18 protein-coding genes are annotated in these 24058 nt (G+C 53.7%); 8 read left to right on the forward strand and 10 right to left on the reverse strand.

Annotated elements, in window-relative coordinates; all coding sequences use genetic code 11:
* Window positions 1-19 precede the first annotated feature (19 nt).
* From AC6I8K_RS06675 to pncB, 4 genes are all read right to left on the reverse strand, one after another.
* The gene (locus tag AC6I8K_RS06675) at window positions 20-1210 is read right to left on the reverse strand and encodes an amino acid aminotransferase (protein ID WP_497826419.1); all 1191 of its coding nucleotides are present in this window, start codon (window positions 1208-1210) and stop codon (window positions 20-22) included.
* Between the two features lie 199 nt (window positions 1211-1409).
* Window positions 1410-2510, reverse strand: a complete 1101-nt coding sequence (ompC, locus tag AC6I8K_RS06680) for a porin OmpC (RefSeq protein WP_497826420.1) — start codon at window positions 2508-2510, stop codon at window positions 1410-1412.
* 299 nt (window positions 2511-2809) lie between these two features.
* A complete protein-coding gene (gene asnS, locus AC6I8K_RS06685; RefSeq protein WP_497826421.1) occupies window positions 2810-4210 on the reverse strand; it encodes an asparagine--tRNA ligase in 1401 nt (466 codons plus the stop codon).
* A gap of 147 nt (window positions 4211-4357) precedes the next feature.
* A complete protein-coding gene (pncB, locus tag AC6I8K_RS06690; RefSeq protein WP_064741206.1) occupies window positions 4358-5563 on the reverse strand; it encodes a nicotinate phosphoribosyltransferase in 1206 nt (401 codons plus the stop codon).
* Window positions 5564-5816: 253 nt separating this feature from the next.
* On the opposite strand from pncB, the gene pepN reads away from it, so the two are divergent.
* Window positions 5817-8432, forward strand: coding sequence for an aminopeptidase N (gene pepN, locus AC6I8K_RS06695; RefSeq protein ID WP_497826422.1), 2616 nt, complete (start codon window positions 5817-5819; stop codon window positions 8430-8432).
* Window positions 8433-8500: 68 nt separating this feature from the next.
* Here the strand turns inward: pepN and ssuB are convergent, their stop codons facing one another.
* From ssuB to ssuE, 5 genes are read right to left on the reverse strand one after another with little or no spacing between them, the layout of a single operon-like run.
* The gene (gene ssuB / locus AC6I8K_RS06700) at window positions 8501-9292 is read right to left on the reverse strand and encodes an aliphatic sulfonates ABC transporter ATP-binding protein (protein ID WP_064740764.1); all 792 of its coding nucleotides are present in this window, start codon (window positions 9290-9292) and stop codon (window positions 8501-8503) included.
* A complete protein-coding gene (ssuC, locus tag AC6I8K_RS06705; protein ID WP_064740765.1) occupies window positions 9289-10077 on the reverse strand; it encodes an aliphatic sulfonate ABC transporter permease SsuC in 789 nt (262 codons plus the stop codon). Before ssuC ends, ssuB begins: the two co-directional genes overlap by 4 nt.
* Window positions 10078-10088: 11 nt before the next feature.
* A complete protein-coding gene (gene ssuD, locus AC6I8K_RS06710) occupies window positions 10089-11234 on the reverse strand; it encodes an FMNH2-dependent alkanesulfonate monooxygenase (protein ID WP_497826423.1) in 1146 nt (381 codons plus the stop codon).
* A 2-nt stretch (window positions 11235-11236) separates the two neighbouring features.
* Window positions 11237-12160, reverse strand: a complete 924-nt coding sequence (locus tag AC6I8K_RS06715; RefSeq protein ID WP_483817870.1) for a sulfonate ABC transporter substrate-binding protein — start codon at window positions 12158-12160, stop codon at window positions 11237-11239.
* A gap of 55 nt (window positions 12161-12215) precedes the next feature.
* The gene (ssuE, locus tag AC6I8K_RS06720; protein WP_497826424.1) at window positions 12216-12767 is read right to left on the reverse strand and encodes an NADPH-dependent FMN reductase; all 552 of its coding nucleotides are present in this window, start codon (window positions 12765-12767) and stop codon (window positions 12216-12218) included.
* Window positions 12768-13471: 704 nt separating this feature from the next.
* On the opposite strand from ssuE, the gene AC6I8K_RS06725 reads away from it, so the two are divergent.
* From AC6I8K_RS06725 to AC6I8K_RS06745, 5 genes are all read left to right on the forward strand, one after another.
* Complete coding sequence (locus AC6I8K_RS06725; protein ID WP_497826425.1) at window positions 13472-14350, forward strand: hypothetical protein; 879 nt, start codon at window positions 13472-13474, stop codon at window positions 14348-14350.
* A gap of 98 nt (window positions 14351-14448) precedes the next feature.
* Entirely contained in the window at window positions 14449-15966 is a 1518-nt protein-coding gene (locus tag AC6I8K_RS06730) for a lipopolysaccharide biosynthesis protein (protein WP_483817126.1), read from the forward strand.
* A 2-nt stretch (window positions 15967-15968) separates the two neighbouring features.
* The gene (locus tag AC6I8K_RS06735; RefSeq protein WP_497826426.1) at window positions 15969-16970 is read left to right on the forward strand and encodes a glycosyltransferase family 2 protein; all 1002 of its coding nucleotides are present in this window, start codon (window positions 15969-15971) and stop codon (window positions 16968-16970) included.
* 119 nt (window positions 16971-17089) lie between these two features.
* Entirely contained in the window at window positions 17090-18100 is a 1011-nt protein-coding gene (gene pyrD / locus AC6I8K_RS06740; protein WP_064740771.1) for a quinone-dependent dihydroorotate dehydrogenase, read from the forward strand.
* Window positions 18101-18248: 148 nt separating this feature from the next.
* Window positions 18249-18791, forward strand: coding sequence for a cell division protein ZapC (locus AC6I8K_RS06745; RefSeq protein ID WP_064740772.1), 543 nt, complete (start codon window positions 18249-18251; stop codon window positions 18789-18791).
* A gap of 5 nt (window positions 18792-18796) precedes the next feature.
* Here the strand turns inward: AC6I8K_RS06745 and AC6I8K_RS06750 are convergent, their stop codons facing one another.
* A complete protein-coding gene (locus AC6I8K_RS06750; protein ID WP_064740773.1) occupies window positions 18797-19906 on the reverse strand; it encodes a YcbX family protein in 1110 nt (369 codons plus the stop codon).
* A 108-nt stretch (window positions 19907-20014) separates the two neighbouring features.
* On the opposite strand from AC6I8K_RS06750, the gene rlmKL reads away from it, so the two are divergent.
* Both rlmKL and AC6I8K_RS06760 read left to right on the forward strand, forming a co-directional pair.
* Window positions 20015-22132, forward strand: a complete 2118-nt coding sequence (gene rlmKL, locus AC6I8K_RS06755) for a bifunctional 23S rRNA (guanine(2069)-N(7))-methyltransferase RlmK/23S rRNA (guanine(2445)-N(2))-methyltransferase RlmL (protein ID WP_497826427.1) — start codon at window positions 20015-20017, stop codon at window positions 22130-22132.
* 5 nt (window positions 22133-22137) lie between these two features.
* Entirely contained in the window at window positions 22138-24048 is a 1911-nt protein-coding gene (locus AC6I8K_RS06760) for an ABC transporter ATP-binding protein (RefSeq protein WP_483817129.1), read from the forward strand.
* The last annotated feature ends 10 nt before the right edge of the window (window positions 24049-24058 follow it).

Below are 24058 nucleotides of genomic sequence, written 5' to 3' on the forward strand. Positions count from 1 at the left end.
TTTTTATTCGCCGTCTGGCTTATAGAACCGCGACAATCGCCTCACACAGCGCCGACATATTGTCTGGCGTCATGCCTGCCACGTTGACGCGACCGGAATTCACCGCATACACGCCAAACTCTTCACGCAGACGTACCACTTGATCTTTGGTCAGCCCGCTGAACGAAAACATGCCGTTCTGCTTGATGATAAAGCTGAAGTCTTGATTCGCGCCTTTATCCGCCAGCGTGTTCACAAATAGCTGACGCATGCGCTGGATGCGCTGACGCATATCCGTCAGTTCCTGTATCCAGATGGTGCGTAGCGCGTCATTGCTGAGAATGGTGGCAACTACAGCCGCGCCATGGGACGGTGGATTAGAGTAGTTAGCGCGAATGGTGTATTTCACCTGGCTGAACGCGGTTTTCGCCACGTCGCTGCTTGCTGCAACCAGCGTCAATGCACCTACACGCTCATTGTACAAACCGAAGTTCTTCGAGTAAGAGCTGGCAACGATCAGTTCCTGGTGAGAGGCGGCAAAAATACGCAAACCTTCCGCATCTTCATCCAGACCGCGAGCAAAGCCCTGATAAGCGAAATCGAACAGCGGTAGCCAGCCTTTCTCTTGTGACAGCTTCGCCAGCTGTTGCCACTGATCGGCCGTTGGATCAACGCCGGTTGGGTTGTGGCAGCAGCCGTGGAACAGCACCACATCGCCCGCTTTTGCTTCCTGCAGTGATGCCACCATGCCAGCGAAATCAAGGCTATGGCTGGCTTCGTCATAGTAATGGTAATCGCAGACTTCCAGACCCGCGGCGTTAAATACATTTTTGTGGTTAGGCCAGCTTGGGTTGCTCACCCAAACACGCTTAACGCTGGTCTGATTTGCCAGGAAATCCGCCGCAACGCGCAGGGCACCGGTGCCGCCTGGTGTTTGTGCCGTGCAGGCACGACCCGCAGAAATCAGCGCGCTCTCTTTGCCGAACAGCAGCTCCTGAGTACAACGTGCGAAATCCACCAGACCATCAATGCTCAGGTAGTTCTTGGTGGTTTCATTTTCCAGCAAATACTGCTCAGCTTTTTTAACACTGGTGAGTACCGGCGTTTTACCGGTTTCATCTTTATAAACACCAATGCCAAGATTGATTTTATTCGGGCGGTCATCGGCACGAAAAAGGTCAGCCAGTCCAAGAATTGGATCGGCAGGTGCGGCAGAGATCGATTCAAACATGAGTCAGTTCCGTTTGGGTGAACTTTAGCGAAATGAGCTATCAGGTTAACGTCAGTCGGCACACTTGCCAACCGCTGATATAAAAAAGAAATAGGGTGGGTGCTGAAAGTAGAAAAGCTAATTGCGAGGCCGATCACTGAAATGCAAAACGGAGCCTTAAGGCTCCGTTTTTAGGTATTACGCAAATCTAATCGGGTGATTAGAACTGGTATACCAAGCCAACGCCAACAACGTCGTCGGTGCTCACGCCCTGAGCGCGGGTGTAATCGTTGTCATCCAGCAGGTTGATTTTGTAATCAACATAGGTAGACATGTTTTTGTTGAAGTAGTAGTAAGTACCCACTTCGATGTATTTAACCAGGTCAGCATCGCCACCAGCGAAGGTTGCACCGTTAGCGGTGTTACCATTCAGCTGCTTGCCTTTAGACTGCAGGTAAGCGATGGATGGGCGCAGACCGAAGTCGAACTGGTACTGTGCAACCACTTCGAAGTTCTGAGTTTTGTTAGCAGTCTGACGAGCAGTATTACCGTAAGCAGTGGTGTTACGTGCTTCGCCGTAGAATGCTGCCAGGTAAACGTTGTTCGCGTCATATTTCAGACCGAAGCCGTATGCGTCAGCTTTATCGCCGTTGCCATCGAGTGCTTGCTGATCGGTACGGTCAGAAGAAGCGTATGAACCTACAACGCTAACACCCATGCCAGTGTCATAGGCTACAGAAGTACCCCAGCCGTCTCCATTGTCATGCAGCACGTCACGACCTTCGTTCTTGCCTTGGTACTGTGCAGCGAAGCTCAGACCATCAACCAGGCCAAAGAAGTTGCTGTTACGGTAAGTAGCCAGACCATTTGAACGACCAATCATGAAGTTGTCGTTTTCCTGATACATGGTGTCATCACCAAATATCGGTAATTGGTCGGTGTAAGACATTGCGTCATAAATAACGCCATAGTTACGGCCGTAATCGAATGAACCTGCATCACCAAATTTCAGACCTGCAAAGCCCAGACGGGTTTTAGAACCGCTGGTGCCCTGAGATTCTGCAACGTTCGCTTGAACGTTGTATTCCCACTGGCCGTAACCGGTCAGCTGGTCAGTAATCTGAGTTTCACCCTTAAAACCGAAGCGAACATAAGTTTGGTCGCCATCGCTGTCAGGATCATCAGAGAAAGTGTGGCGCGCATCAACTTTACCGTACAGGTCCAGCTTGTTGCCGTCTTTGTTATAAATTTCTGCTGCGTTTGCTGCACCAGCAGCTAACAGAGCTGGGATAACCACTGCAAGAATGTTGCGCTTCATCATTTTTTATTACCCTCATTGGAGTTATTTGGACATCTGCCACTGCTGCCAAGAAATCTTTACAGAACCTTGAAAGAAGTTTGATGTCTCCTGTGTCTGCACGCATCTTTCCATCACAGGGTTGCTAATTCTAGCCCGAAGATGATTCAAATCTCTCAATTGAGTATCAAAAGGAAAAAATGTATTACAATTTGTAAAAAATAGGGAACTTTGTGAGAGAACTCAAAATTTACAAAAATAAAAAAAGGCCGGCTAGGCCGACCTCTTTATATATATGAATTTCTTATAATTAATCGCTAAATTTAGAAATTCGCATTGCGTGGGGTACGTGGGAAGGGGATAACATCCCTTACATTTTGTACGCCAGTGACATAGGCGATTAATCGTTCGAAACCTAATCCGAAGCCAGCATGTGGCACGGTGCCGTAACGACGCAGGTCACGATACCACCAATAATCTTCTTTATTGAGGCCCATTTCTGCCAGGCGTGCATCCAGCACATCCAGACGTTCTTCACGCTGTGAACCACCGATGATTTCACCAATACCTGGCGCGAGCACATCCATCGCCGCCACGGTTTTGCCGTCGTCGTTCATACGCATATAGAAGGCTTTAATGTCTTTCGGATAGTTTTTCACCACAACCGGTGCTTTAAAGTGCTGCTCCGCAAGATAGCGCTCGTGTTCGGATGACAGATCCACGCCCCATGAAACCGGGTTCTCGAAGGTCTGACCGCTCTTCAGCAGGATGTCGACCGCATCGGTGTAATCCACTTGCGCAAAATCGGTCTGAACAAAACGCTCCAGGCGCGCAACGGCGTCCTTGTCCACACGCTCAGCAAAGAACGCCATGTCATCGGCGCGCTCGTTCAGCACCGCCTGGAACACATATTTCAGCATGGACTCTGCCAATGCAGCCGCATCATCCAGCGTCGCAAAAGCGACTTCCGGTTCCAGCATCCAGAATTCCGCCAGGTGACGGCTGGTGTTGGAGTTTTCGGCGCGGAAAGTCGGACCAAAGGTATATACCTTAGACAGCGCGCAGGCATAGGTTTCGGCGTTGAGCTGGCCAGATACGGTCAGGAACGCTTCTTTACCGAAGAAGTCTTTATCAAAATCGATCTTGCCCTGCGGATCGCGCGGCAGATTTTCCATGTCCAGCGTCGAAACACGGAACATCTCGCCAGCACCTTCGGTATCAGACGCAGTAATCAGCGGGGTAGAAACCCAGAAATAGCCGTTTTCGTGGAAGAAGCGATGCAGCGCCTGGGCCAGCGTATGACGCACGCGCGCCACCGCACCCACCAGGTTAGTACGCGGACGCAGGTGCGCCACTTCGCGTAGGTATTCGATGCTGTGACGTTTTGCCGCCATTGGATAGGTATCCGGATCGTCAACCCAACCAGTGACTTCAACCTTGGTCGCCTGCAACTCGAAGGCCTGGCCTTCGCCCGGCGATTCGACCACTTTCCCTGTAATGATCACGGAACAGCCGGTGGTCAGACGCAGCACTTCATCCTGATAATTATTCAGAGAATTATTGACGACGGCCTGAACGGGATTAAAGCAGGAACCGTCGTAAACGGCGATAAAGGAAAGACCAGCTTTGGAATCTCTTCGGGTACGCACCCAACCACGTACGGTGACTTCGCTGTCAACCGCAACACGGCCGTGCAGTACATCCGCTACAGGCACAACGCTCATAAAGTTCTCTCTATATATATAGTGGATAAAAGCCCCTTTTCGGGGTTTTGCTATGTTACTTGCGAGCCGACAGGAAACAAGCAAAATTGCCGCGCGACAGGGAGATTTGTTGACGGGGAGCAGGGTGCAAGCACCCTGCAATAAGAATCAGCTGGCTCTTTTAACCAGCGGCAGATCGAAGGCTTTGCGCAAAGCGCGCACGAAGGCTTTATCCTGGCAAATGGTTTTTCCGGGACTGTCGGAGAGTTTTGCCACCGGTTTGCCGTTGCAGCTCACCAATTTAATCACGATATTCAGCGGTGTAACGCCAGGAATATCGCAGGACAGACGTGTTCCGATACCAAACACCACGTTGGCGCGCTGGCCAAAGTGACGATAGAGCGTCAGTGCTTTATCCATGTTGAGGTTATCCGAGAACACCAACGTTTTGCTTTTTGGATCGATATCCAGGCGCTGATAGTGCGCAATGGCTTTCTCACCCCATTCCACCGGATCGCCAGAATCATGGCGCAAGCCTTGGTAACGATGGGCAAAGCCGGGACCAAAATCGCGTAGGAAGGCGTCCATGGTGATGCAGTCGGTCAAGGCGATGCCTAATTGATCGTCATACTCATCCAGCCAGGATTGCAGCGCGGCACGTTGGCTATTCGCCAATACCGGACTGATCTGCTGGTGCGCCTGGAACCATTCATGCGCCTGAGTCCCTACCGGATTAAGCTGCAGGCGGCGCGCCAAATCGTAGTTGCTGGTACCAACCAGCCACGGAAACTCCGCTTTTAGCGTGCTGACGATCGCTTCCTGTACCGCTTTGGAGTAACGGCGACGGGTGCCGAAATCCATCAGTTGGAAGCGCGACATATCCAAATCGCCTACCTGCTGACGAAAATCCACCAGCTTGTGCTGCAAGTGCGCTACCGCCTGGTCCACTCCCATTTGCGGCGTACGATGGCGATGGACTACTTCGCTTATCAGCGCCAGCAATGGCACTTCCCACAGAATCACTTCACGCCACGGACCGCTGATCTGAATGGTCAGATGGCCGTTATTGTTACGCACGTTGACTTGTGAAGGATCGAGGCGGAATTGGCGCAGCCAGTTAAGGTAATCGGTTTGAAAGAACGGCAGTCCGCTGAGGTAGTGATACTCCTCGTCGCTCAGGGTGAGCGTTTGCAGGGTTTCAATCTGCGCGCGGATCTCGTCCGCATAAATACCGAGCAGCTCGTCGCCACGGCAGCGAAATTCCGCCGTAACCGGGACATCATAATAGCGATGATAGACGGCCTGCTGCATATGGAGCTTGTACGCATCGGTATCAAGCAGCGTGGTCAAAATCGGGGAAGCATGTCCAGTCATGGTGCGTTTCAGCATCCTCTTCCGCGGAGCAGAGCCCGGTGTTCAACAAAGTCATAAAGACGCAGGAGTATAAAACAGTAATGACCGTGATCACACCATAATTGCGGGTGGCAGGTCGAGGGTCATTTGTGCCATTGTTAATGAATTGTAGCCTTTTCAACGAACGCACGCATTGTACGTGGCAACAGAGGCACAACCCGCTTAGACTTTGACGGGTCAACATATTAACGATTAAACGATGCGAGAAGGACTCATGACGCAACAGCCGCAAATTAAATATCGCCACGATTACCGTGCGCCGGATTATACCATTACCGATATCGACCTGACGTTTGATCTGGATGCTGCTTCAACGCGCGTCACTGCGGTCAGCCAGGTGAAGCGTCTTGGCGCTGCGGATGCTGAACTGCGTCTGGATGGCGAAGACCTCACGCTGGTATCACTGGCGGTGGATGGCAATCCGTGGCCGCATTACCGCGAAGAAGAGGGCGCGTTGTTCATCAGCCAGCTGCCGGACACCTTCACGCTGACCATCATCAATGACATTCATCCGGATAAAAACACCGCGCTGGAAGGGTTATACCAATCTGGCGAAGCGCTGTGTACCCAATGTGAAGCCGAAGGTTTCCGCCACATTACCTGGTATCTTGATCGCCCAGACGTGCTGGCGCGCTTTACCACCACCATTATCGCCGATGGCGCACGCTATCCTTATTTACTCTCGAACGGCAACAAGCTGGAGAGCGGCCGCCATGAAGATGGTCGCCACTGGGTGAAGTGGCAAGATCCATTCCCAAAACCGTGCTACCTGTTTGCGCTGGTGGCCGGTGATTTCGACGTACTGCGCGATAGCTTTACCACGCGTTCTGGCCGCGATGTGGCGTTGGAGATCTTTGTCGATCGCGGCAATCTCGATCGTGCCGATTGGGCGATGACCTCGCTAAAAGCCAGCATGAAGTGGGATGAAGAGCGTTTTAACCTGGAGTACGACCTCGACATCTTTATGATCGTCGCGGTGGATTTCTTCAATATGGGCGCGATGGAGAACAAAGGCCTCAACGTCTTCAACTCCAAATACGTGCTGGCGAAAGCTGAAACCGCCACCGACAAAGATTACCTCGGCATTGAGGCGGTTATCGGTCACGAATACTTCCACAACTGGACCGGCAACCGCGTGACCTGCCGCGACTGGTTCCAGCTCAGCCTGAAAGAGGGTCTGACGGTGTTCCGCGATCAGGAGTTCAGTTCCGATCTCGGCTCGCGCGCGGTGAATCGTATCGATAATGTGCGCGTGATGCGCGGTGCGCAGTTTGCGGAAGACGCCAGCCCAATGGCGCACCCGATCCGTCCGGATCAGGTGATCGAAATGAACAACTTCTACACCTTAACGGTGTACGAGAAAGGGTCAGAAGTGATCCGCATGATGCACACCTTGCTGGGCGAAGAGAATTTCCAGAAAGGCATGCAGCTGTACTTCGAACGTCACGATGGCAGCGCGGCCACCTGTGATGATTTTGTACAGGCGATGGAAGATGCCTCAAATGTTGATCTCTCGCAGTTCCGCCGCTGGTACAGCCAGGCGGGCACGCCTATTTTGACGGTACGCGATGATTACAATCCTGAGCTGGAGCAGTATACGCTGCACGTGGCCCAGCGCACGCCAGCCACCGCCGAGCAGAAAGAGAAGTTGCCGTTACACATTCCGCTGGATATCGAACTTTACGATAACGAAGGCAAGGTGATCCCGCTGCAGCATAATGGTCATCCGGTACATCACGTATTGAACGTTACCGAAGAGTTCCAGACCTTCATTTTCGATAAAGTCTACTTCCAGCCGGTGCCGTCGCTGCTGCGTGAGTTCTCTGCACCCGTGAAGCTCGACTATAAATGGAGCGATGCGCAGCTCACCTTCCTGATGCGTCACGCGCGCAATGATTTCGCCCGTTGGGATGCGGCGCAAAGCCTGCTGGCAACTTACATTCGGCTGAATGTGGCGCGTCATCAGCAGGGCCAGCCGCTGTCGCTGCCGCTGCATGTTGCCGATGCGTTCCGCGCGGTGCTGCTGGATGAGCAGGGCGATCCGGCACTGAAAGCGCTGATTCTGTCGCTGCCGTCTGAGAATGAAATCGCCGAACTGTTTGATGTCATCGATCCCCTGGCGATCTCGGCGGTGCGTGATGCGCTGGTACGTACGCTGGCAAAAGAGTTGGGTGACGAATTCTTCGCGCTCTATCTGGCCAACCAAAGCAGCGAATACAAAATTGAACACGCTGAGATCGGTAAGCGCACGCTGAAAAACGTCTGCCTTGGTTATCTGGCCTTCGCCGATGAGGCACAGGCGGACAAGCTGGTGCAGGCACAATATCAGCAGGCGAATAACATGACTGACGCGTTAGCGGCGTTGGCTGCGGCTGTGGCAGCCAACTTGCCTTGCCGCGATGCGTTGCTGGCGGCATATGACGAGCGCTGGCATCAGGATGGTCTGGTGATGGATAAATGGTTTGTGCTGCAAGCCACCAGCCCAGCGGCGGATGTGTTGAGCAAGGTGCGCGAGCTGCTAAATCACCGTTCGTTCACCATGGGCAACCCGAACCGTATCCGTTCGTTGATTGGTGCGTTTGCGTCAGGTAATCCAGCGGCATTCCACGCCAAAGATGGCAGTGGTTATCAGTTCCTGGTGGAGATGTTGACCGATCTCAACACGCGTAACCCGCAAGTGGCTGCGCGTATGATTGAGCCGCTGATTCGCCTGAAACGTTATGATGCCGATCGCCAGGCGCTGATGCGTAAAGCGCTGGAAACGTTGAAAGGGCTGGATAAGCTGTCTGGCGATCTGTACGAGAAGATCACCAAGGCGCTGAACGCGTAATCATGTGGGGCGCCATGAATGGCGACCCTACGCGGATTTCGTAGAGCGCGCATTTATGCGCGCTTTTTTTAACTCTGCTGCGCAAACTTTAGCGGCTGCTCCGACGAACCGCGCTTCATCACCCGATCCAGCACTTCCGCTTCCAGTTCGGCCAGGCGTGGCGACCCACGACGACGTGGGCGCGGCAGATCGACAATCAAATCCAGCCCAATCTGACCTTCCTCAATGAGCAGCACGCGATCGGCGATTGCCACCGCTTCGCTGACATCGTGCGTTACCAGCAACACGGTAAAGTTATGCTGCTGCCACAGCGACTCAATCAATCCCTGCATTTCGATACGCGTCAACGCATCCAGCGCCCCAAGCGGCTCATCAAGCAGCAGTAAACCTGGGCGATGAATCAGCGCACGCGCCAGCGCTACACGCTGTTTCTGCCCGCCGGACAACGCTGCAGGCCACTCGTTGGCACGATCCGCCAATCCGACCGCGTCCAACGCTTCCAGCGCGGCGGCACGCCATTCACGGCCTTTCAGTCCCAGCCCAACGTTATCAATCACCTTCTTCCACGGCAGTAAGCGTGAATCCTGGAACATCAAACGTGTATCTTCGCGCGCCTCGGATAAGGGCGCATTGCCAGCCAGCAACGCACCGCGCGTGGTCGATTCCAGACCTGCCAGCAGACGCAGTAAGGTACTTTTCCCACAGCCGCTGCGGCCGACGACCGCGACGAACTGCCCCGATGGAATATGCAGATCAATATTATTCAGGATGGTGCGATCGCCATATTGCTTGCTGACGCCATTGACGCCAACCGGCGTACCGCGATTTAAACGCGCCGGATTTAGGGTTGCGTTGCTCATGCGTTCTCCTTCGATTGGTAGGCCGGATGCCAGCGCAGCCAGACGCGCTCCAGCAGCTGCGCCGCAACGTCGGCCAGTTTGCCGAGCAGGGCATAAAGAATGATGGCCACCACCACCACGTCGGTTTGCAGGAATTCACGGGCGTTCATCGCCAGATAACCAATGCCCGAGTTAGCGGAAATGGTCTCGGCCACAATCAGCGTCAGCCACATCAGACCAAGGGCAAATCGTACGCCAACCATAATGGATGGCAGCGCACCCGGCAGAATCACCTGAATGAACAAGCTCCAACCGGACAAACCGTAGCTACGCGCCATCTCGACTAAACCACGGTCAATGTTACGAATGCCGTGATAGGTGTTGAGATAAATCGGGAATAAGGTGCCCAGCGCCACGAGGAAAATCTTGGCAGATTCATCAATGCCAAACCACAAAATCACCAGCGGAATCAGCGCCAAATGCGGCACGTTACGCAGCATCTGCACCGAGGTATCCAGCAAACGTTCACCCACGCGCGAAGTCCCGGTGATCAAGCCCAGAATCAAACCAATCGAACCGCCGATGGAGAAACCAATGGCGGCACGCCAGCTGCTGATCGCCAGGTTTTGCCACAGTTCGCCGCTCACCGTCAGTTTCCAAAAGGTGATGAGAATGTTTTCCGGTGACGGCAAAATGCGCGTCGACAGCCAACCGACCTGCGAAGCCAGTTGCCATACCGTAATCAGCACCACCGGCAACACCCAAGGCAGTACGGCATTACTCAGCTGTTTTTTAACGTTCGCCATCATCGGCTCCTTTAGCTCTGCGACACTTTTTGCGGCGTGAAATCATTGGCAACCGCTTCACCGTGCGCTTGCACCACGCGTGGTTTTGGCACCTCCGGGATCGCCAGATCGAGGTGCGGGAACAGCAACTCACCGACGCGATACGCCTCTTCCAGATGTGGATAACCGGAGAGAATAAAGGTCTCGATGCCAAGATCCTGATACTCCTGCATACGTGCCGCCACGGTTGGACCATCGCCCACCAGCGCCGTACCTGCGCCACCACGGACTAAACCTACGCCGGCCCACAGATTCGGACTGATCTCCAGCTTATCGCGGCGTCCACCGTGCAGCGCCGCCATGCGCTGCTGGCCCACCGAATCGGTACGCGCAAATGCCGCCTGCGCTTTGGCAATGGTGGCATCGTCGAGATGGGCAATCAGGCGATCGGCTGCCTGCCATGCTTCTTCATTGGTTTCGCGCACAATGACGTGCAGACGAATACCAAAACGTACGGTGCGACCCTGCGCTGCGGCTTTGGCGCGCACCTGCTCAATTTTCTCTTTTACCTGTGCAGGCGGTTCGCCCCAGGTGAGATAAACATCCACCTGCTCGGCGGCCAGATCCTGCGCAGCATCCGAGGAACCGCCAAACCACAGCGGTGGACGCGGTTCCTGCACCGCTTTAAACATCAGACGCGCACCGCGTACCTTCACATGCTTGCCTTCGTAATCGACGGTTTCGCCTTCGCTAACGCGCCGCCAGACGCGGGTAAACTCGGCGGATTCTTCATAGCGTTCCCGGTGATCGAGGAACACGCCATCGCCTGCCAACTCTTCCGGATCGCCGCCGGTGACCAGGTTAAACAGCGCACGTCCATTGGACAGGCGATCCAGCGTGGCGGCCTGACGTGCCGCCTGAGTCGGTGAAATCACGCCCGGACGCAGAGCGACGAGGAAACGCAGACGCTGCGTAACCGGAATCAATGATGCCGCCACCAGCCAGGCATCTTCACAGGATCGGCCGGTGGGGATCAGCACGCCGCCGAAGCCGAGGCGATCCGCTGCCTGCGCAATCTGTTGCAGATAACCATGATCAACCGGGCGCGAACCTTCCGCCGTGCCGAGATAGTGACCATCGCCGTGAGTGGGGAGAAACCAAAATACGGATACGCTCATGATTAATTTCCTTTAGGCTGGGCGGATTGTGGCTGCCAGATGCGGTCAGCAATATTCACTTTTACCGGCATCAGATGATTGGCATAAAACAGATCGGCCGTTTGCTGTTGGGCCTGTGCGGTATGGGCACTGACCGGCGTAATGGTGGTCGGCGGACGGTGGTCGAGATAGCTGGCAATCACCGGCTTCGGTAAGCCCATCGCATTTGCCAGTAGATCAATACTCTGGTCGCGCTGGCTGCGAGTTAATGCATCGGCATCGCTAAACGTATTCAGCACCTGCTGCACGAAGTCGCCGTTAGCCTCGGTATAGTTGCGCGTGGCTAAATAGAAGGAGCCGGTTTGATTGAGTTTGCTGCCATCGGCCAGCACCCGCACGTTGCCTTGCAGCAGGGCGGCAGAGTAATAAGGATCCCAAATCGCCCAGGCATCAACGTCACCTTGCTGGAACGCGGCGCGCGCATCGGCGGGCGTCAGGTAGGTTGGCTGAATATCGTTAAAACTCAGTCCAGCCTGTTCCAGCGCGCGTAGCAGCAAATTGTGCGAGCTAGAGCCTTTCTGGAATGCCACTTTATGGCCTTTCAGATCGGCCACGCTGTGAATCGGGCTATCTTTCGGCACCAGAATCACTTCAGCCTGCGGCTTGGGAGGTTCCGAGCCGACATACAGCAGATCGGCGCCCGCGGCCTGCGCAAACAGCGGCGGAATATCGCCGGTACTGCCCAAATCGATGCTATCGACGTTCAGCGCTTCGAGCATTTGCGGGCCCGCTGGGAATTCCACCCACTTTATCTGGGTGTGCGGGAAACGCTGCTCCAGCAGCTGATGGCTTTTCGCCAACACCATGCTCACCGAGCCTTTCTGATAACCGATGCGCAGCTGTTCGGGAGCGCCGGCGGCCTGTGCGCTCACGCTTATCGAGAGCATCGCCGCCACGGCTGGCAGGAGTAAGCCCATCAATATCCTTTTCATCTCTCTTCCTTTATACCGCTTGGGCGTAGGGTGGGTGGCGGCGATGCAGCGCGTGCCAAAAGGTATCCAGCGCCTCATCAATGCGTTGCGACAGCAGCGGATCGAGCCGCGGCTGGCGATCGTAATCAGTAATCTGGCCGTCAGTGGCGAACACGCCGTGCAGCACTTCCTGCGTTTTCAGCGCGTTGAGTACTGGCTTCAGCGCGTAATCCACCGCTAACAGGTGCGAAGCGCTGCCGCCGCTTGCCAGTGGCAACACCACTTTGTGTTCCAGCGCGCGTTCTGGTAGCAAATCAAGCAAGGTTTTCAGTGCGCCGGAAAACGAAGCTTTATAAATAGGCGTGGCGACAATCACGCCATCTGCCAGTGCCAAATCGGCTTTCAAAGCGGCTAATGCGGGAGAATCGAAGCGCGCATAGAGCAAATCTTCTGGTTGGAAATTGTGAATATTCCATGGAATCACCTCCACACCGCGTGCTTCCAGTGCGTGTTGGCACAGGCTCAGCAGCGCTGTTGAGCGTGAAGGGAAGCGAGGGCTACCCGCCAGCGTAATAACCCGCATGGTCACTCCTTATAACTAAAAGTTATTGATTATCTAATATTCAGAACTGATGTGTTCAATACTGTCAGAGCAGGCAGCGAGGCTTAAATGATTTATCTGGTAATCCTAAGTTGGAAAATGGGATAGCTGAGGGCATATAAAGGAAGGTCAAAAAGGAGCTATATTGATGTTTAGGTTTAATCTGAAAATCGTTCGATTCTGGCGAGCATTATATTAATCGGAACAGCCTGATGGCGATGACTAATGATTAAAGCACGTTATACATGGCTAAAATGGAGTCGCTAACGAAGAAATATATCGACACATTCGAGCTGGCTGAAGATTATTGGGCCGCTGCTATATTGAAATAAATGAAAAAAAGCTTGAGATTCGCCATTATTCTGGCCAGCAGGAATCGGAATAAGCGCAGATTGATCCCCTTCTTCTCCAGTATTACCTGGTTTTTATTTGATGAAACCCATGTCTAAACACGAGTAAAGGTTAAAAAGCGCATCAGTCTTGTATGACACAGTAACAACTGCTGTTACTTTTTTATCGTGAATCTCAACGTTAGTACAGAAATACTGAACAGTTAAATGCTTAGGAATTACGCATCTTATTATCGAGGTTGGAATTAATACTCGCCGCCTGTTTATAATTGGTTGAGATAATTTCCGCTAGAACTCGATAACGATATTTCGCTTATTAATTTACGCCCGTGCTTTGTGGCGTTAACTGCCGTTGCGGCAAGCCAATTTATTCTTAGGGAGATAAATATGGGTAGTTCCTCATTTGCTCACGAACTAACTGAGCAGCAGGCTGTATCTGCACCCTTCAATCGTCTCACTGCACCCCCTAAAACGGACGAAGAGTTGCTGTGTTATTGGCTACAAACGGATGCTGCAGGAACGCAACTCGCCTCGTCATTGCTACCGACCTTTCCGCACAGCACTCCTGCTGAAGATGACTTCCTGCTGTTCAGCGCGGAGTGCAGCGCGTTGCCTGCCAGTCTGTTGCAGGATGTGGCGAAACTCAGCGATCAACGTCCAGAGCTGAACTGCTTTATTGTTTCTCTGGCGAAGCGCGAGCTGGCAAGCGGATTACACTCGTCAACCCAGTTGTTTAAACAGCTGCATGAACAGCGCTGGTGGCAGCAGGGCGCCTTTGCCGTGATTTTGCGTGCCGGCCTGGCCCGCGCGGGTGCGCCGTTGACGCGCATTCAGGATGTGATGCTCGCCGGATTACTCCATACGCAAACTGCATGGGTGCTTGACTATGCCAGTGAAACATCGCTGATGACCAAAGCTCATTCACCTCAGCCCTTCACCTATCAGCAATTTATTACCGATTATGAAAAACTCACCCGCTTGTCACACTTTATTCCAGAGCGAAACCGTTATCGCGAAAGTTATTTACGCAGCGGCTTATTACAATTAGTCCAGCAGGAGTTAAGGGGCGCAACAACATTCTCAGATAATACCCGGCATGCATTAACCTACTTTGCAGAAAATTTCCCCGCGCAGGGTGCAATGGAAAAACTCATGTTGAAACAACCTGACATCTATTTCGCCATTATGAAAATGAGAAAAAGGCTGGGCGCTTAGCACCAGGATTAATTTTAAGAATAACTCCGGTGTGCGTGTGAATAGATTTATGTCACGCTTAAGGCCACTGAGATAAATCCCCAGATGCCAAAACACCTATGTCTATAAAACGTAACGCGATTGCCAATTATGTTGGTCAAATCTATCTGACGCTGTCAGGTATTTTGGTTGTACCTCTTTATATTCAACACTTAGGAATGGAAGCCTACGGTTTAGTGGGCTTCTTCTCGATTTTATTAACCTGGCTGCAATTACTTGATGCCGGTGTCTCCACCACCTTGATGCGTGAAGCGGCTCGCTATCGCGCGAATCAGGCAGAATTCGTCTGGTTCCCGGCGCTGTTTGCCACGCTGACCAAATTCTTCCTGTTCTCCACTATCGTGCTGGTGGTATTGGGCTGGCTGGCGACACCGTGGATTGCCACGCACTGGCTGGATGCAAAACATCTTCCGTCAGGCGATGTGGTGATTGCCGTGGCAATTATGGTGATCACCGCCGCGATTCGCTGGCGCACCAGCCCCTATCGCAGTGTGATTGTCGGCTTCGAACATCAGGTATGGCTGAACGGCGTTAACCTGATCATCACCACCTTACGCACCTTCGGTGCGGTGCTGGTGATACAGTTCTTCTCTAATCCGGTATTGGCGTTCTTTGTCTGGCAGTTGCTGGTGTCGATTGCCGAAGCGACTTGCTGTATCTACAAATCCTGCCAGCTCATTCCCAAGGCGGCGCGCAAAGAGAAGCGCGGCGATCTGAAAGAAGTGCTGAAACCGTTTATTCGTTTTGCACTCAGCGCAGCGTTTTCCAGTGCGGTGTGGACCTTCATTTCGCAAATCGACCGATTGGTGCTTTCCAAGACGCTGCCGCTGAGCGAATACGGTTCTTTTACCGTGGTGGCGACCGCCGCGACGGGTATTCTGCTGCTCAGCAGCCCGATTATGCAGGCCATCGTGCCACGCATGACCGGCATGAAAACCCGTAAAGAAGGTGATGCGGAGTCACTGAAACTTTACCGCTACACCACGCAGGCCGTGGCGATTTTCATGGCACCGCTCAGTATCACCATTGCCTGTTATGCCGGCCCGCTGCTATGGGCGTGGACGCAGAAGAGCCAGATTGTGGATGAGATGTCATTTGTCCTTAGCCTGTACGCGTTGGGCAGCGGTATTCAGGCAATCTGTGGCTTGCTCTATCACCTGCAGTACATCAACGGCAACCTCAAGCTGCACATGAAAGGCTTCACCTGCTTTGCCGTGCTGCTGGTGCCGCTCAACATCTGGTGCGCCATTCACTATGGCGCGTTGGGCACCGGTTGGCTGTGGCTGGGACAGAATATCTTCTATCTGGTGGGCTGGGCGTGGCTGGTGCATCGCCGCTTTGCGCCGGGCATCCATTTCACCTGGTTAACCCGTGACGTAATGCTGATTTGGGCGGTTTCAGCCGCTATCGCCTGGTTGAGCACATTGCTGCCTATCGAGTGGAATCAGAATCGCTGGATAAACCTGCTGTGGTTGGGCTTGATTGGTGCGTTCAATCTCGGCTTCTGCTGCCTGCTGCATAGCGTGGTGTTGAAGCGTCTCAGAATTCCATTATTTAACGTTGAGGAAAGAGGATGAGCATGATGTCATCTCACCGTATCCCTTCGGTTTCGGTCATCATTCCGAACTGGAATTGCGCGCCCTGGTTGCCAGAAGCGCTGGGGTCATTGCTGCGCCAGTCATCGCCGCCGGAACAGATCATTGTTATTGACGATGGATCCAGTGATAACAGCGTTGCCTGGTTAACCGCATTCGCTGAGCAGCACCCGCAGGTGGTGTTGCTGAGTGGCGAGCGCGGCGGCGTCAGTGCCGCGCGTATGAAAGGTCTCTCGGTGGCTAGCGGGGATTTTGTTTATTTCATGGATGCAGACGATTTTGTCTCCACTGACTTGTTTGCCGACTTCCGTCGCGTGCAGGCGCGCCATGAAGATATCGATCTGTTCTGCTTTGGCGCGAAAATGTTCTTCGATCTGCCCGCCGCGCAGCGTCACTATCAAACCATTCATCAGCGTCATGTCAGCGGATTACTGCCTGGCGGCAGCACCAGCTTGCGTACGCTAATGCAGCACCAATCCGCGCATCGCGTCGTGTGGAGCAGCATTATTTCCCGTCGCTTGATTGACCAACTGGCGCTGCAGTTTCTGCCAATCCAAAACCATGAAGATGCGCCCTATATGTTTGCGCTCTATCTGCAGGCGCGTAACATTTACTGCACCAGCCAAAGCTATTATTACAAACGCTTTATGCTGACCTCGCTGTCACAGAGCACGCGCGATTTCTCCTATGTGAAAAACTACTTCATAGCGCGTGAAAGCAGCGAACAGTTCTTACGCGACCAGCAACTGCCGGTGGATGCGGCCTTGCTGGACAGCTATTACCAAACGGTGATGCACAGCTGCCTGTCGCAGATGCGCAAAAATCATATGGTGATCCCAGCGGATTGGCAGCCGCAGGTGAATCAACTGGTGCGCAATGTGTTGCAGCAGAGCGCGCGTCTGAAGCTGATGTGGTACTGCCCGACGATTTACAGTGGCCTGCAGGCGTGTCGTGAACAACTTGGCCGCTATTCTGCGCGACGCTGATACCGATCAAATTGTGATGCAGTAGAACAATTTACTTTTGCGCCAGAGCACCTTACCATTCTGGCGCACAATTTCCCGTGCACCCCGACTTCCCTGGTTTTCGTCATTGAGGAGAGTGCATGTTATATCCTATCGTCCGGCCGGCGCTGTTTAAGCTTGATCCTGAGCGTGCGCACGAACTCACCTTTCAACAACTGCGTTTTATCAGCGGTACGCCGCTGGAAGGGCTGATTCGCCAGTCGCTGCCATCCCGTCCGGTAACCTGTATGGGATTGACCTTTCCGAATGCGCTCGGCTTAGCGGCCGGCCTCGACAAAAATGCTGAGTGCATTGATGCCTTCGGTGCCATGGGCTTTGGTTTTGTCGAAGTGGGAACGGTAACGCCGCTGGCACAACCGGGAAATGATAAACCGCGCATGTTCCGCCTGGTGCCTGCAGAAGGGATTATTAACCGCATGGGGTTTAATAATCATGGCGTCGATCACCTGATTGAGAACGTCAAAAAGTCACGCTTTAAAGGCATTCTCGGTATCAATATTGGCAAAAATAAAGATACGCCGGTCGAGAAGGGCAAAGACGATTATCTGATCTGCATGGAAAAGGTGTATGCCCACGCCGGTTATATTGCCATCAATATTTCGTCGCCAAACACGCCGGGATTACGCACGCTGCAATATGGCGACGCGCTGGACGAGCTTCTGTCTGCAATCAAATTAAAACAGCAAGAGCTGCAAGCACGGCACCTTAAATATGTGCCCGTCGCCGTGAAGATCGCACCGGATCTTACCGAAGAAGAATTGATTCAGGTTGCTGATAGTTTGGTGCGCCACAATATTGACGGTGTGATTGCCACCAATACCACGCTCGATCGTTCACTGGTGACTGGCCTTAAATATGCCGAAGAGGCGGGCGGATTAAGTGGTCGTCCGGTTCAGTCACGCAGTACTGAAGTGATTCGCCGCCTGGCGCAAGAGCTACAGGGGCGCGTACCGATTATTGGCGTAGGTGGCATTGATTCGCTGGTTTCAGCGCGTGAAAAAATCGCCGCGGGAGCAACATTGGTGCAGATATACTCCGGATTTATTTATAAAGGCCCGGGTTTAATTAAAGATATCGTGACTCACCTCTAAGACATTTCCCACTTTACTGCGCCGAGGGGTTTATTTATCCCTTCGGCTCGTTTATATTTTGTCCTGCTGGTGCATTTTTCAGCCTTTTCCCAAATATATTTTTTAATTTAAGCGCCATTTAGCGCAGCGAATAACCACAGGGCAGATCATGAAAATCAAACCTGATGACAATTGGCGTTGGTATTTTGACGCAGAGCATGACCGCATGATGCTGGATTTAGCGGATGGCATGTTATTTCGCTCGCGCTTCTCGCGCAAAATGCTGACACCCGACGCCTTTAATGTCAGCGGTTTTTGTGTTGATGATGCCGCGCTCTATTTTACCTTTGAAGAACGTTGCCGTCAGAGTGGATTAAAAGGCAATCAGCGCGCCGAATTAGTCTTAAACGCGTTGGTAGCCAGTCGTTTTCTCAAACCCTTGATGCCAAAAAGCTGGCACTTCACCAATCACGCACACAGCTGGCAGCCTGCTGCGGGCGATATGGTGGCGGTGACGTTGGCCGACAGCGGTGAACAGGCGCAGCTCTTTGTAGTGGAAAGCAGTGAAAATGCGGCGCTGTGCTTATTAGCGCAAAACGCGTTGAGCGTGGCAGGTAAAGGTATGCAGTTAGGTGATGCCATTAAGATCATGAACGATCGTTTGCGTCCGCAGCAGGAAGAGCAAACCGCCCACTTTGCGCGGGCGGTGTAATCGGCTTACGCCAGTTCGATATCACCTGCCGGAATACAGCTGCAGCTTAAGATCGTGCCATCCGCACGCACCGCGCTTTTCTTCAGTGCTTTCACTTCCCCCGCAACCAATGTCACTTTGCAGCTGCCGCAAATGCCGGCGCGACACGAGTAGGGAATGCGGAAACCTTGCATCTCCAGCTGTTCCAGCAACACTTGTTGATTGTCGCCGCTAAAGGCTGCGCCCTGATAATCAATGGTCACTGCGCTGTGGCTGCTGGCAGTGGGCGCCAGGGTTTCGACCACTGCGCCAGCGCCGTAAGCGCGCGGCGTCTGTTTCTCCAGAATCGTTACCGCATCGCCAACGCGAATAATGCCGCTATTCAGCGCGATCAAATTCAGGCCAAAATCGATATCGCCGCTGCCGTCCTGCGCGCTACGAAAACCCTGCAACGTGGTGAGCGGCTCGCCGTCAGGATGTTTACGGCCCGTTTCGGTGCCGACGGTAGTAAACACGCAGCGGCTACACGGCTTCGGCATCTCAAAGGTAATCTCGCCAATTTGTAGCCGTTTCCAGCTGTCCTCTTCCCACGCGGCCGCGCCGCTCACCACCAGATTGGGGCGGAACTGCTCCACGCGCACGCTGGCCGGACAGCGCTGCTGGAGATCCTGCAACGACGCCATATTCACCAGTAAGTAGGGGAAACCGTCGGCAAAACTGAGGGGAACATGATCAAAACGTTTTACGCGGCGCGTGGGCTCCACGCCGGTCCAGCGCAGTTGCACCGGACGTGGGAAAAACGTACTTAACCAGCTATTGATCGTTTCAGGTGCAATACGCGCGGTGAAATGGTTGCCCCACACTTCGGTGGGTGCCTGCTCGGCCGTGAAATCAGCAAAGCGGATCAGCGCCTGCGAACCGTCCGGCGCTTGCAGAAACAGCCCATCAGGCAGCAGTGCCGGGGTAAAACGCACCATTTCCGGAAACTGGCGGGCGGTGACGAACGTACCGTCCTGTTCGGTCACCATAAAGATGCGATCAAAGCCCAGACCGCTTTCCAGCACCTGCGCATGCGACAGTTGCAGGCCGCGCATCGATTTAACGGGATGGATGTAAAGGCGCGAAAGCGTAATCATCACCACTCCAAAAATAGGGTCATAAGTTTAAAAGAAGCTAACTTTATGACATAGCACGCTGATTCGCTATAATGCGCAGCAATTTAAGCAAGAGTAAAAAGTGACGATATGAATTCTCTGTTTGCCAGTACGGCGCGTGGGCTCGAAGAGCTGTTGAAAAGTGAGCTAGACGCGCTGGGTGCGCAGGATTTGCAGGTGGTGCAGGGCGGCGTCCACTTTCAGGCCGACGACCATGTAATGTACCAAAGCCTGCTGTGGAGCCGTTTGGCTTCGCGCATTTTGCTGCCGCTGGGAGAATTTGGCGTCTGGAGCGATCTCGATCTTTACGTGGGTGCGCAAAGTATTCCGTGGACCGAGATGTTCGACAGCAACACCAGTTTTGCCATCCATTTTAGCGGCACCAATGAGGTGATCCGCAACAGCCAGTTCGGCGCGCTGCGTATTAAAGATGCCATCGTTGATAGCTTCACCCGGCAGAATCTGGAACGCCCAAATGTCGATCGCGAGCAACCGGGCATCCGCATTAATGCGTGGCTGAACAAAGATCGCGTCAGTATCGCTCTGGATCTCAGCGGTGATTCTCTGCATCAGCGCGGCTATCGCCAGCAAACCGGCGCAGCACCGTTAAAAGAAACCTTAGCGGCGGCGATCGTGATGCGTTCTGGTTGGCAGAGCAGTACGCCGCTGGTCGATCCAATGTGTGGTTCCGGTACGCTGCTGCTGGAAGCGGCGTTGATCGCCTGCGATCGCGCGCCCGGCCTGCTGCGCACCCATTGGGGCTTCAATCGCTGGAAGAAACACAATCAGGCCGTGTGGCAGGATGTTCACGCTGCAGCAAAAGAGCGCGCGCGCGTTGGAACCGCCGCTGCGACCGCCCGTTTCTTTGGCTACGATAATGACAGCCGCGTGCTGGAATCCGCGCGCGCCAACGCGCGTCGTGCGGGCGTATTCGAGCTGTTCACCTTTGCGCAGCAGGATGTTATTAAGCTGAAAAATCCACTGGCGGGCAAGGACATTACCGGCACGGTATTGAGTAACCCGCCGTACGGTGAGCGTCTGGAAAGCGAACCGGCGCTAATTGCGCTGCACAGCCAGCTCGGTCGCATCATGAAGCAGAATTTTGGCGGTTGGAATCTGTCGCTGTTCAGCGCCTCGCCAGAGCTGCTGAGCTGCCTGCAACTGCGTGCCGATCGCCAGTTTAAAGCTAAAAATGGCCCGCTGGAATGCGTGCAGAAAAACTATCAGCTGGCTGCGACCAGCGCAGAAGGCGGCGCGCAGATTGCCGAAGATTTTGCTAACCGTCTGCGTAAGAATCTGAAGAAGCTGGATAAGTGGGCGCGGCAGTCAAATATCGACTGCTATCGCCTGTATGACGCCGACCTGCCCGAGTATAACGTGGCGGTCGATCGCTACGCCGATTGGGTGGTGATTCAGGAATATGCGCCGCCGAAAACCGTAGATGCCAATAAAGCGCGTCAGCGTCTGTTCGATGTGATCAGCGCGACACTGAGCGTGCTCGAGATCCCGGCGAATCGACTGGTGATGAAAACCCGCGAGCGCCAGAAAGGCAAAAGCCAGTATCAAAAGCTGGGCGAGAAGGGTGATTTCTTCGAAGTGCAGGAATTTGATGCGCGCCTGCTGGTGAATCTCACCGATTATCTGGATACTGGCTTGTTCCTCGATCACCGTATCGCGCGGCAGATGCTGGGCAAAATGAGTGCAGGCAAAGATTTCCTTAACCTGTTCGCTTATACCGGCACAGCCAGCGTACATGCCGGTTTGGGTGGCGCGAAAACCACCACCACCGTGGATATGTCACGCACCTATCTGGAGTGGGCCGAGCGCAACCTGCGTCTGAACGGTTTGACCGGACGTCAGCATCGTCTGATGCATGCGGATTGCCTGAGCTGGCTGCGCGAGAGTGACGAACAGTTCGATTTGATCTTTATCGATCCGCCGACGTTCTCTAACTCTAAGCGCATGGAAGACGATTTCGACGTGCAGCGCGATCACATGATGCTGATGCAGAATCTGAAACGTCTGCTGCGTCGCGGTGGCACCATTATGTTCTCCAACAATAAGCGCGGCTTTAAAATGGACCTCGACGGTTTAGAACGTCTCGGTCTGCAGGCGCAGGAAATAACCCAAAAAACGCTGTCGCAGGATTTCGCGCGCAACCGTCAAATTCACAACTGCTGGCTGGTTAGCCACGCCGGTAAGGAATAAGTTTTATGTCACTGATCAGTATCCATGGCGCTTACCTCTCATTCAGCGATGCGCCGCTGTTGGATAACACCGAACTGCATATCGAAGAGGGCGAACGCGTCTGTCTGGTTGGCCGTAACGGCGCCGGTAAATCGACGCTGATGAAAATCATCAACGGCGAACAGCCGCTGGATGACGGCCGCATTATTTATGAGCAGGATTTAGTGGTCGCGCGTCTGCAGCAGGATCCGCCGCGCAACATTACTGGTTCCGTTTACGACTTCGTCGCCGAAGGCGTGGCCGAGCAAGCTGAGCATCTGAAGGCTTATCACGCCATTTCCCATCTGGTGATGGAAGATCCGAGCGAGAAGAACCTGAACGAGATGGGCCGCCTGCAGACCATTCTGGATCACCAGAATCTATGGCAGCTGGATAGCCGCATCAATGATGTGCTGCTGCAGATTGGCCTCGATGCCGATACCGAGTTGTCTTCACTCTCCGGCGGCTGGCTGCGTAAAGCGGCATTGGGTCGCGCGTTGGTGAGCAACCCGCGTGTGCTGATGCTTGATGAACCGACTAACCACCTCGATATTGAAACCATCGACTGGCTGGAAACCTTCCTCAAGACCTTTAGCGGCAGCATTGTATTCATCTCGCATGACCGTTCGTTTATCCGCAACATGGCAACACGCATTGTCGATCTCGATCGCGGTAAGCTGGTTTCCTGGCCGGGCAATTACGATCTGTTCCTGACCGGTAAAGAAGAAGCGTTACGCGTCGAAGAGATGCAGAACGCCGAATTCGACCGCAAGCTGGCGCAGGAGGAAGTGTGGATTCGTCAGGGTATCAAAGCGCGTCGTACGCGTAACGAAGGCCGTGTACGTGCGTTGAAAGCGCTGCGTAACGAGCGCTCTGCACGTCGTGAAGTGATGGGCAAAGCCAATATGCAGGTCGGCGAAGCGGCACGTTCAGGCAAAATTGTGTTTGAGATGGAAGATGTCAATTACAGCGTGGGTGGCAAAACCCTGGTGAAAGACTTCTCTACTCAGGTACAGCGCGGCGATAAAATTGCCCTGATTGGCCCGAACGGTTGCGGTAAAACCACCTTGCTGCGTTTGATGCTGGATCAGCTGAAAGCGGACAGCGGCCGTGTGCATTGCGGCACTAAGCTGGAGATCGCTTACTTCGATCAGCACCGCGCTGAGCTGGATCCCGATCGTACCGTGATGGATAACCTTGCTGAAGGTAAACAGGAAGTGATGGTTAACGGTAAACCGCGCCATGTACTCGGTTATCTGCAGGACTTCCTGTTCCATCCCAAGCGCGCCATGACGCCGGTCCGCGCGTTGTCCGGCGGTGAGCGTAACCGCCTGCTGCTGGCGCGTCTGTTCCTCAAACCTAGCAACCTGCTGATTCTTGATGAACCGACCAACGACCTCGATGTTGAAACGCTGGAGTTGCTGGAAGAGCTGGTGGATGGATATCAGGGCACCGTGATGCTGGTGAGCCACGATCGTCAATTCGTCGACAACACCGTGACTGAATGCTGGATTTTCGAAGGCAACGGCGAAATCGGCACCTTTGTGGGTGGCTATCACGATGCGCAGCTGCAGCGCGCGGCGTATAAGCAAGGAAAAGCATCCCAGGCGAAATCTGCTGCACCGGCGAAAACCGCTGAGAAAAGTGAAGCCGCCAAACGTCCGGCTAGCAAGCTAAGCTATAACCTGGCACGTGAACTGGAACAGCTGCCGCAGAAGCTGGAACAGTTGGAAACACGCATCGGTGAATTGCAGGCCAAAATGAGTCATCCAGACTTCTTTAGTCAGCCACACGATAAAACCCAGCCGATTCTGGATGCGTTAGCGCAGACCGAACAGGAACTGGAAGTGGCGTTTGAACGTTGGGAAGAGCTGGAAGCGCTGAAAAACGGCGCATAATCGGGAAGGA

Source organism: Pantoea sp. X-Soil-ISGK-421 (genome assembly GCF_059730785.1).

Excerpts from the sequence above, each read along its gene's own strand:
- AC6I8K_RS06675 (WP_497826419.1), bottom strand. The coding sequence starts at position 1,210 with ATGTTTGAATCGATCTCTGCCGCACCTGCCGATCCAATTCTTGGACTG.
- ompC (WP_497826420.1), bottom strand. The coding sequence starts at position 2,510 with ATGATGAAGCGCAACATTCTTGCAGTGGTTATCCCAGCTCTGTTAGCT.
- asnS (WP_497826421.1), bottom strand. The coding sequence starts at position 4,210 with ATGAGCGTTGTGCCTGTAGCGGATGTACTGCACGGCCGTGTTGCGGTT.
- pncB (WP_064741206.1), bottom strand. The coding sequence starts at position 5,563 with ATGACTGGACATGCTTCCCCGATTTTGACCACGCTGCTTGATACCGAT.
- pepN (WP_497826422.1), top strand. The coding sequence starts at position 5,817 with ATGACGCAACAGCCGCAAATTAAATATCGCCACGATTACCGTGCGCCG.
- ssuB (WP_064740764.1), bottom strand. The coding sequence starts at position 9,292 with ATGAGCAACGCAACCCTAAATCCGGCGCGTTTAAATCGCGGTACGCCG.
- ssuC (WP_064740765.1), bottom strand. The coding sequence starts at position 10,077 with ATGGCGAACGTTAAAAAACAGCTGAGTAATGCCGTACTGCCTTGGGTG.
- ssuD (WP_497826423.1), bottom strand. The coding sequence starts at position 11,234 with ATGAGCGTATCCGTATTTTGGTTTCTCCCCACTCACGGCGATGGTCAC.
- AC6I8K_RS06715 (WP_483817870.1), bottom strand. The coding sequence starts at position 12,160 with ATGCTCTCGATAAGCGTGAGCGCACAGGCCGCCGGCGCTCCCGAACAG.
- ssuE (WP_497826424.1), bottom strand. The coding sequence starts at position 12,767 with ATGCGGGTTATTACGCTGGCGGGTAGCCCTCGCTTCCCTTCACGCTCA.
- AC6I8K_RS06730 (WP_483817126.1), top strand. The coding sequence starts at position 14,449 with ATGTCTATAAAACGTAACGCGATTGCCAATTATGTTGGTCAAATCTAT.
- AC6I8K_RS06735 (WP_497826426.1), top strand. The coding sequence starts at position 15,969 with ATGATGTCATCTCACCGTATCCCTTCGGTTTCGGTCATCATTCCGAAC.
- pyrD (WP_064740771.1), top strand. The coding sequence starts at position 17,090 with ATGTTATATCCTATCGTCCGGCCGGCGCTGTTTAAGCTTGATCCTGAG.
- AC6I8K_RS06745 (WP_064740772.1), top strand. The coding sequence starts at position 18,249 with ATGAAAATCAAACCTGATGACAATTGGCGTTGGTATTTTGACGCAGAG.
- AC6I8K_RS06750 (WP_064740773.1), bottom strand. The coding sequence starts at position 19,906 with ATGATTACGCTTTCGCGCCTTTACATCCATCCCGTTAAATCGATGCGC.
- rlmKL (WP_497826427.1), top strand. The coding sequence starts at position 20,015 with ATGAATTCTCTGTTTGCCAGTACGGCGCGTGGGCTCGAAGAGCTGTTG.
- AC6I8K_RS06760 (WP_483817129.1), top strand. The coding sequence starts at position 22,138 with ATGTCACTGATCAGTATCCATGGCGCTTACCTCTCATTCAGCGATGCG.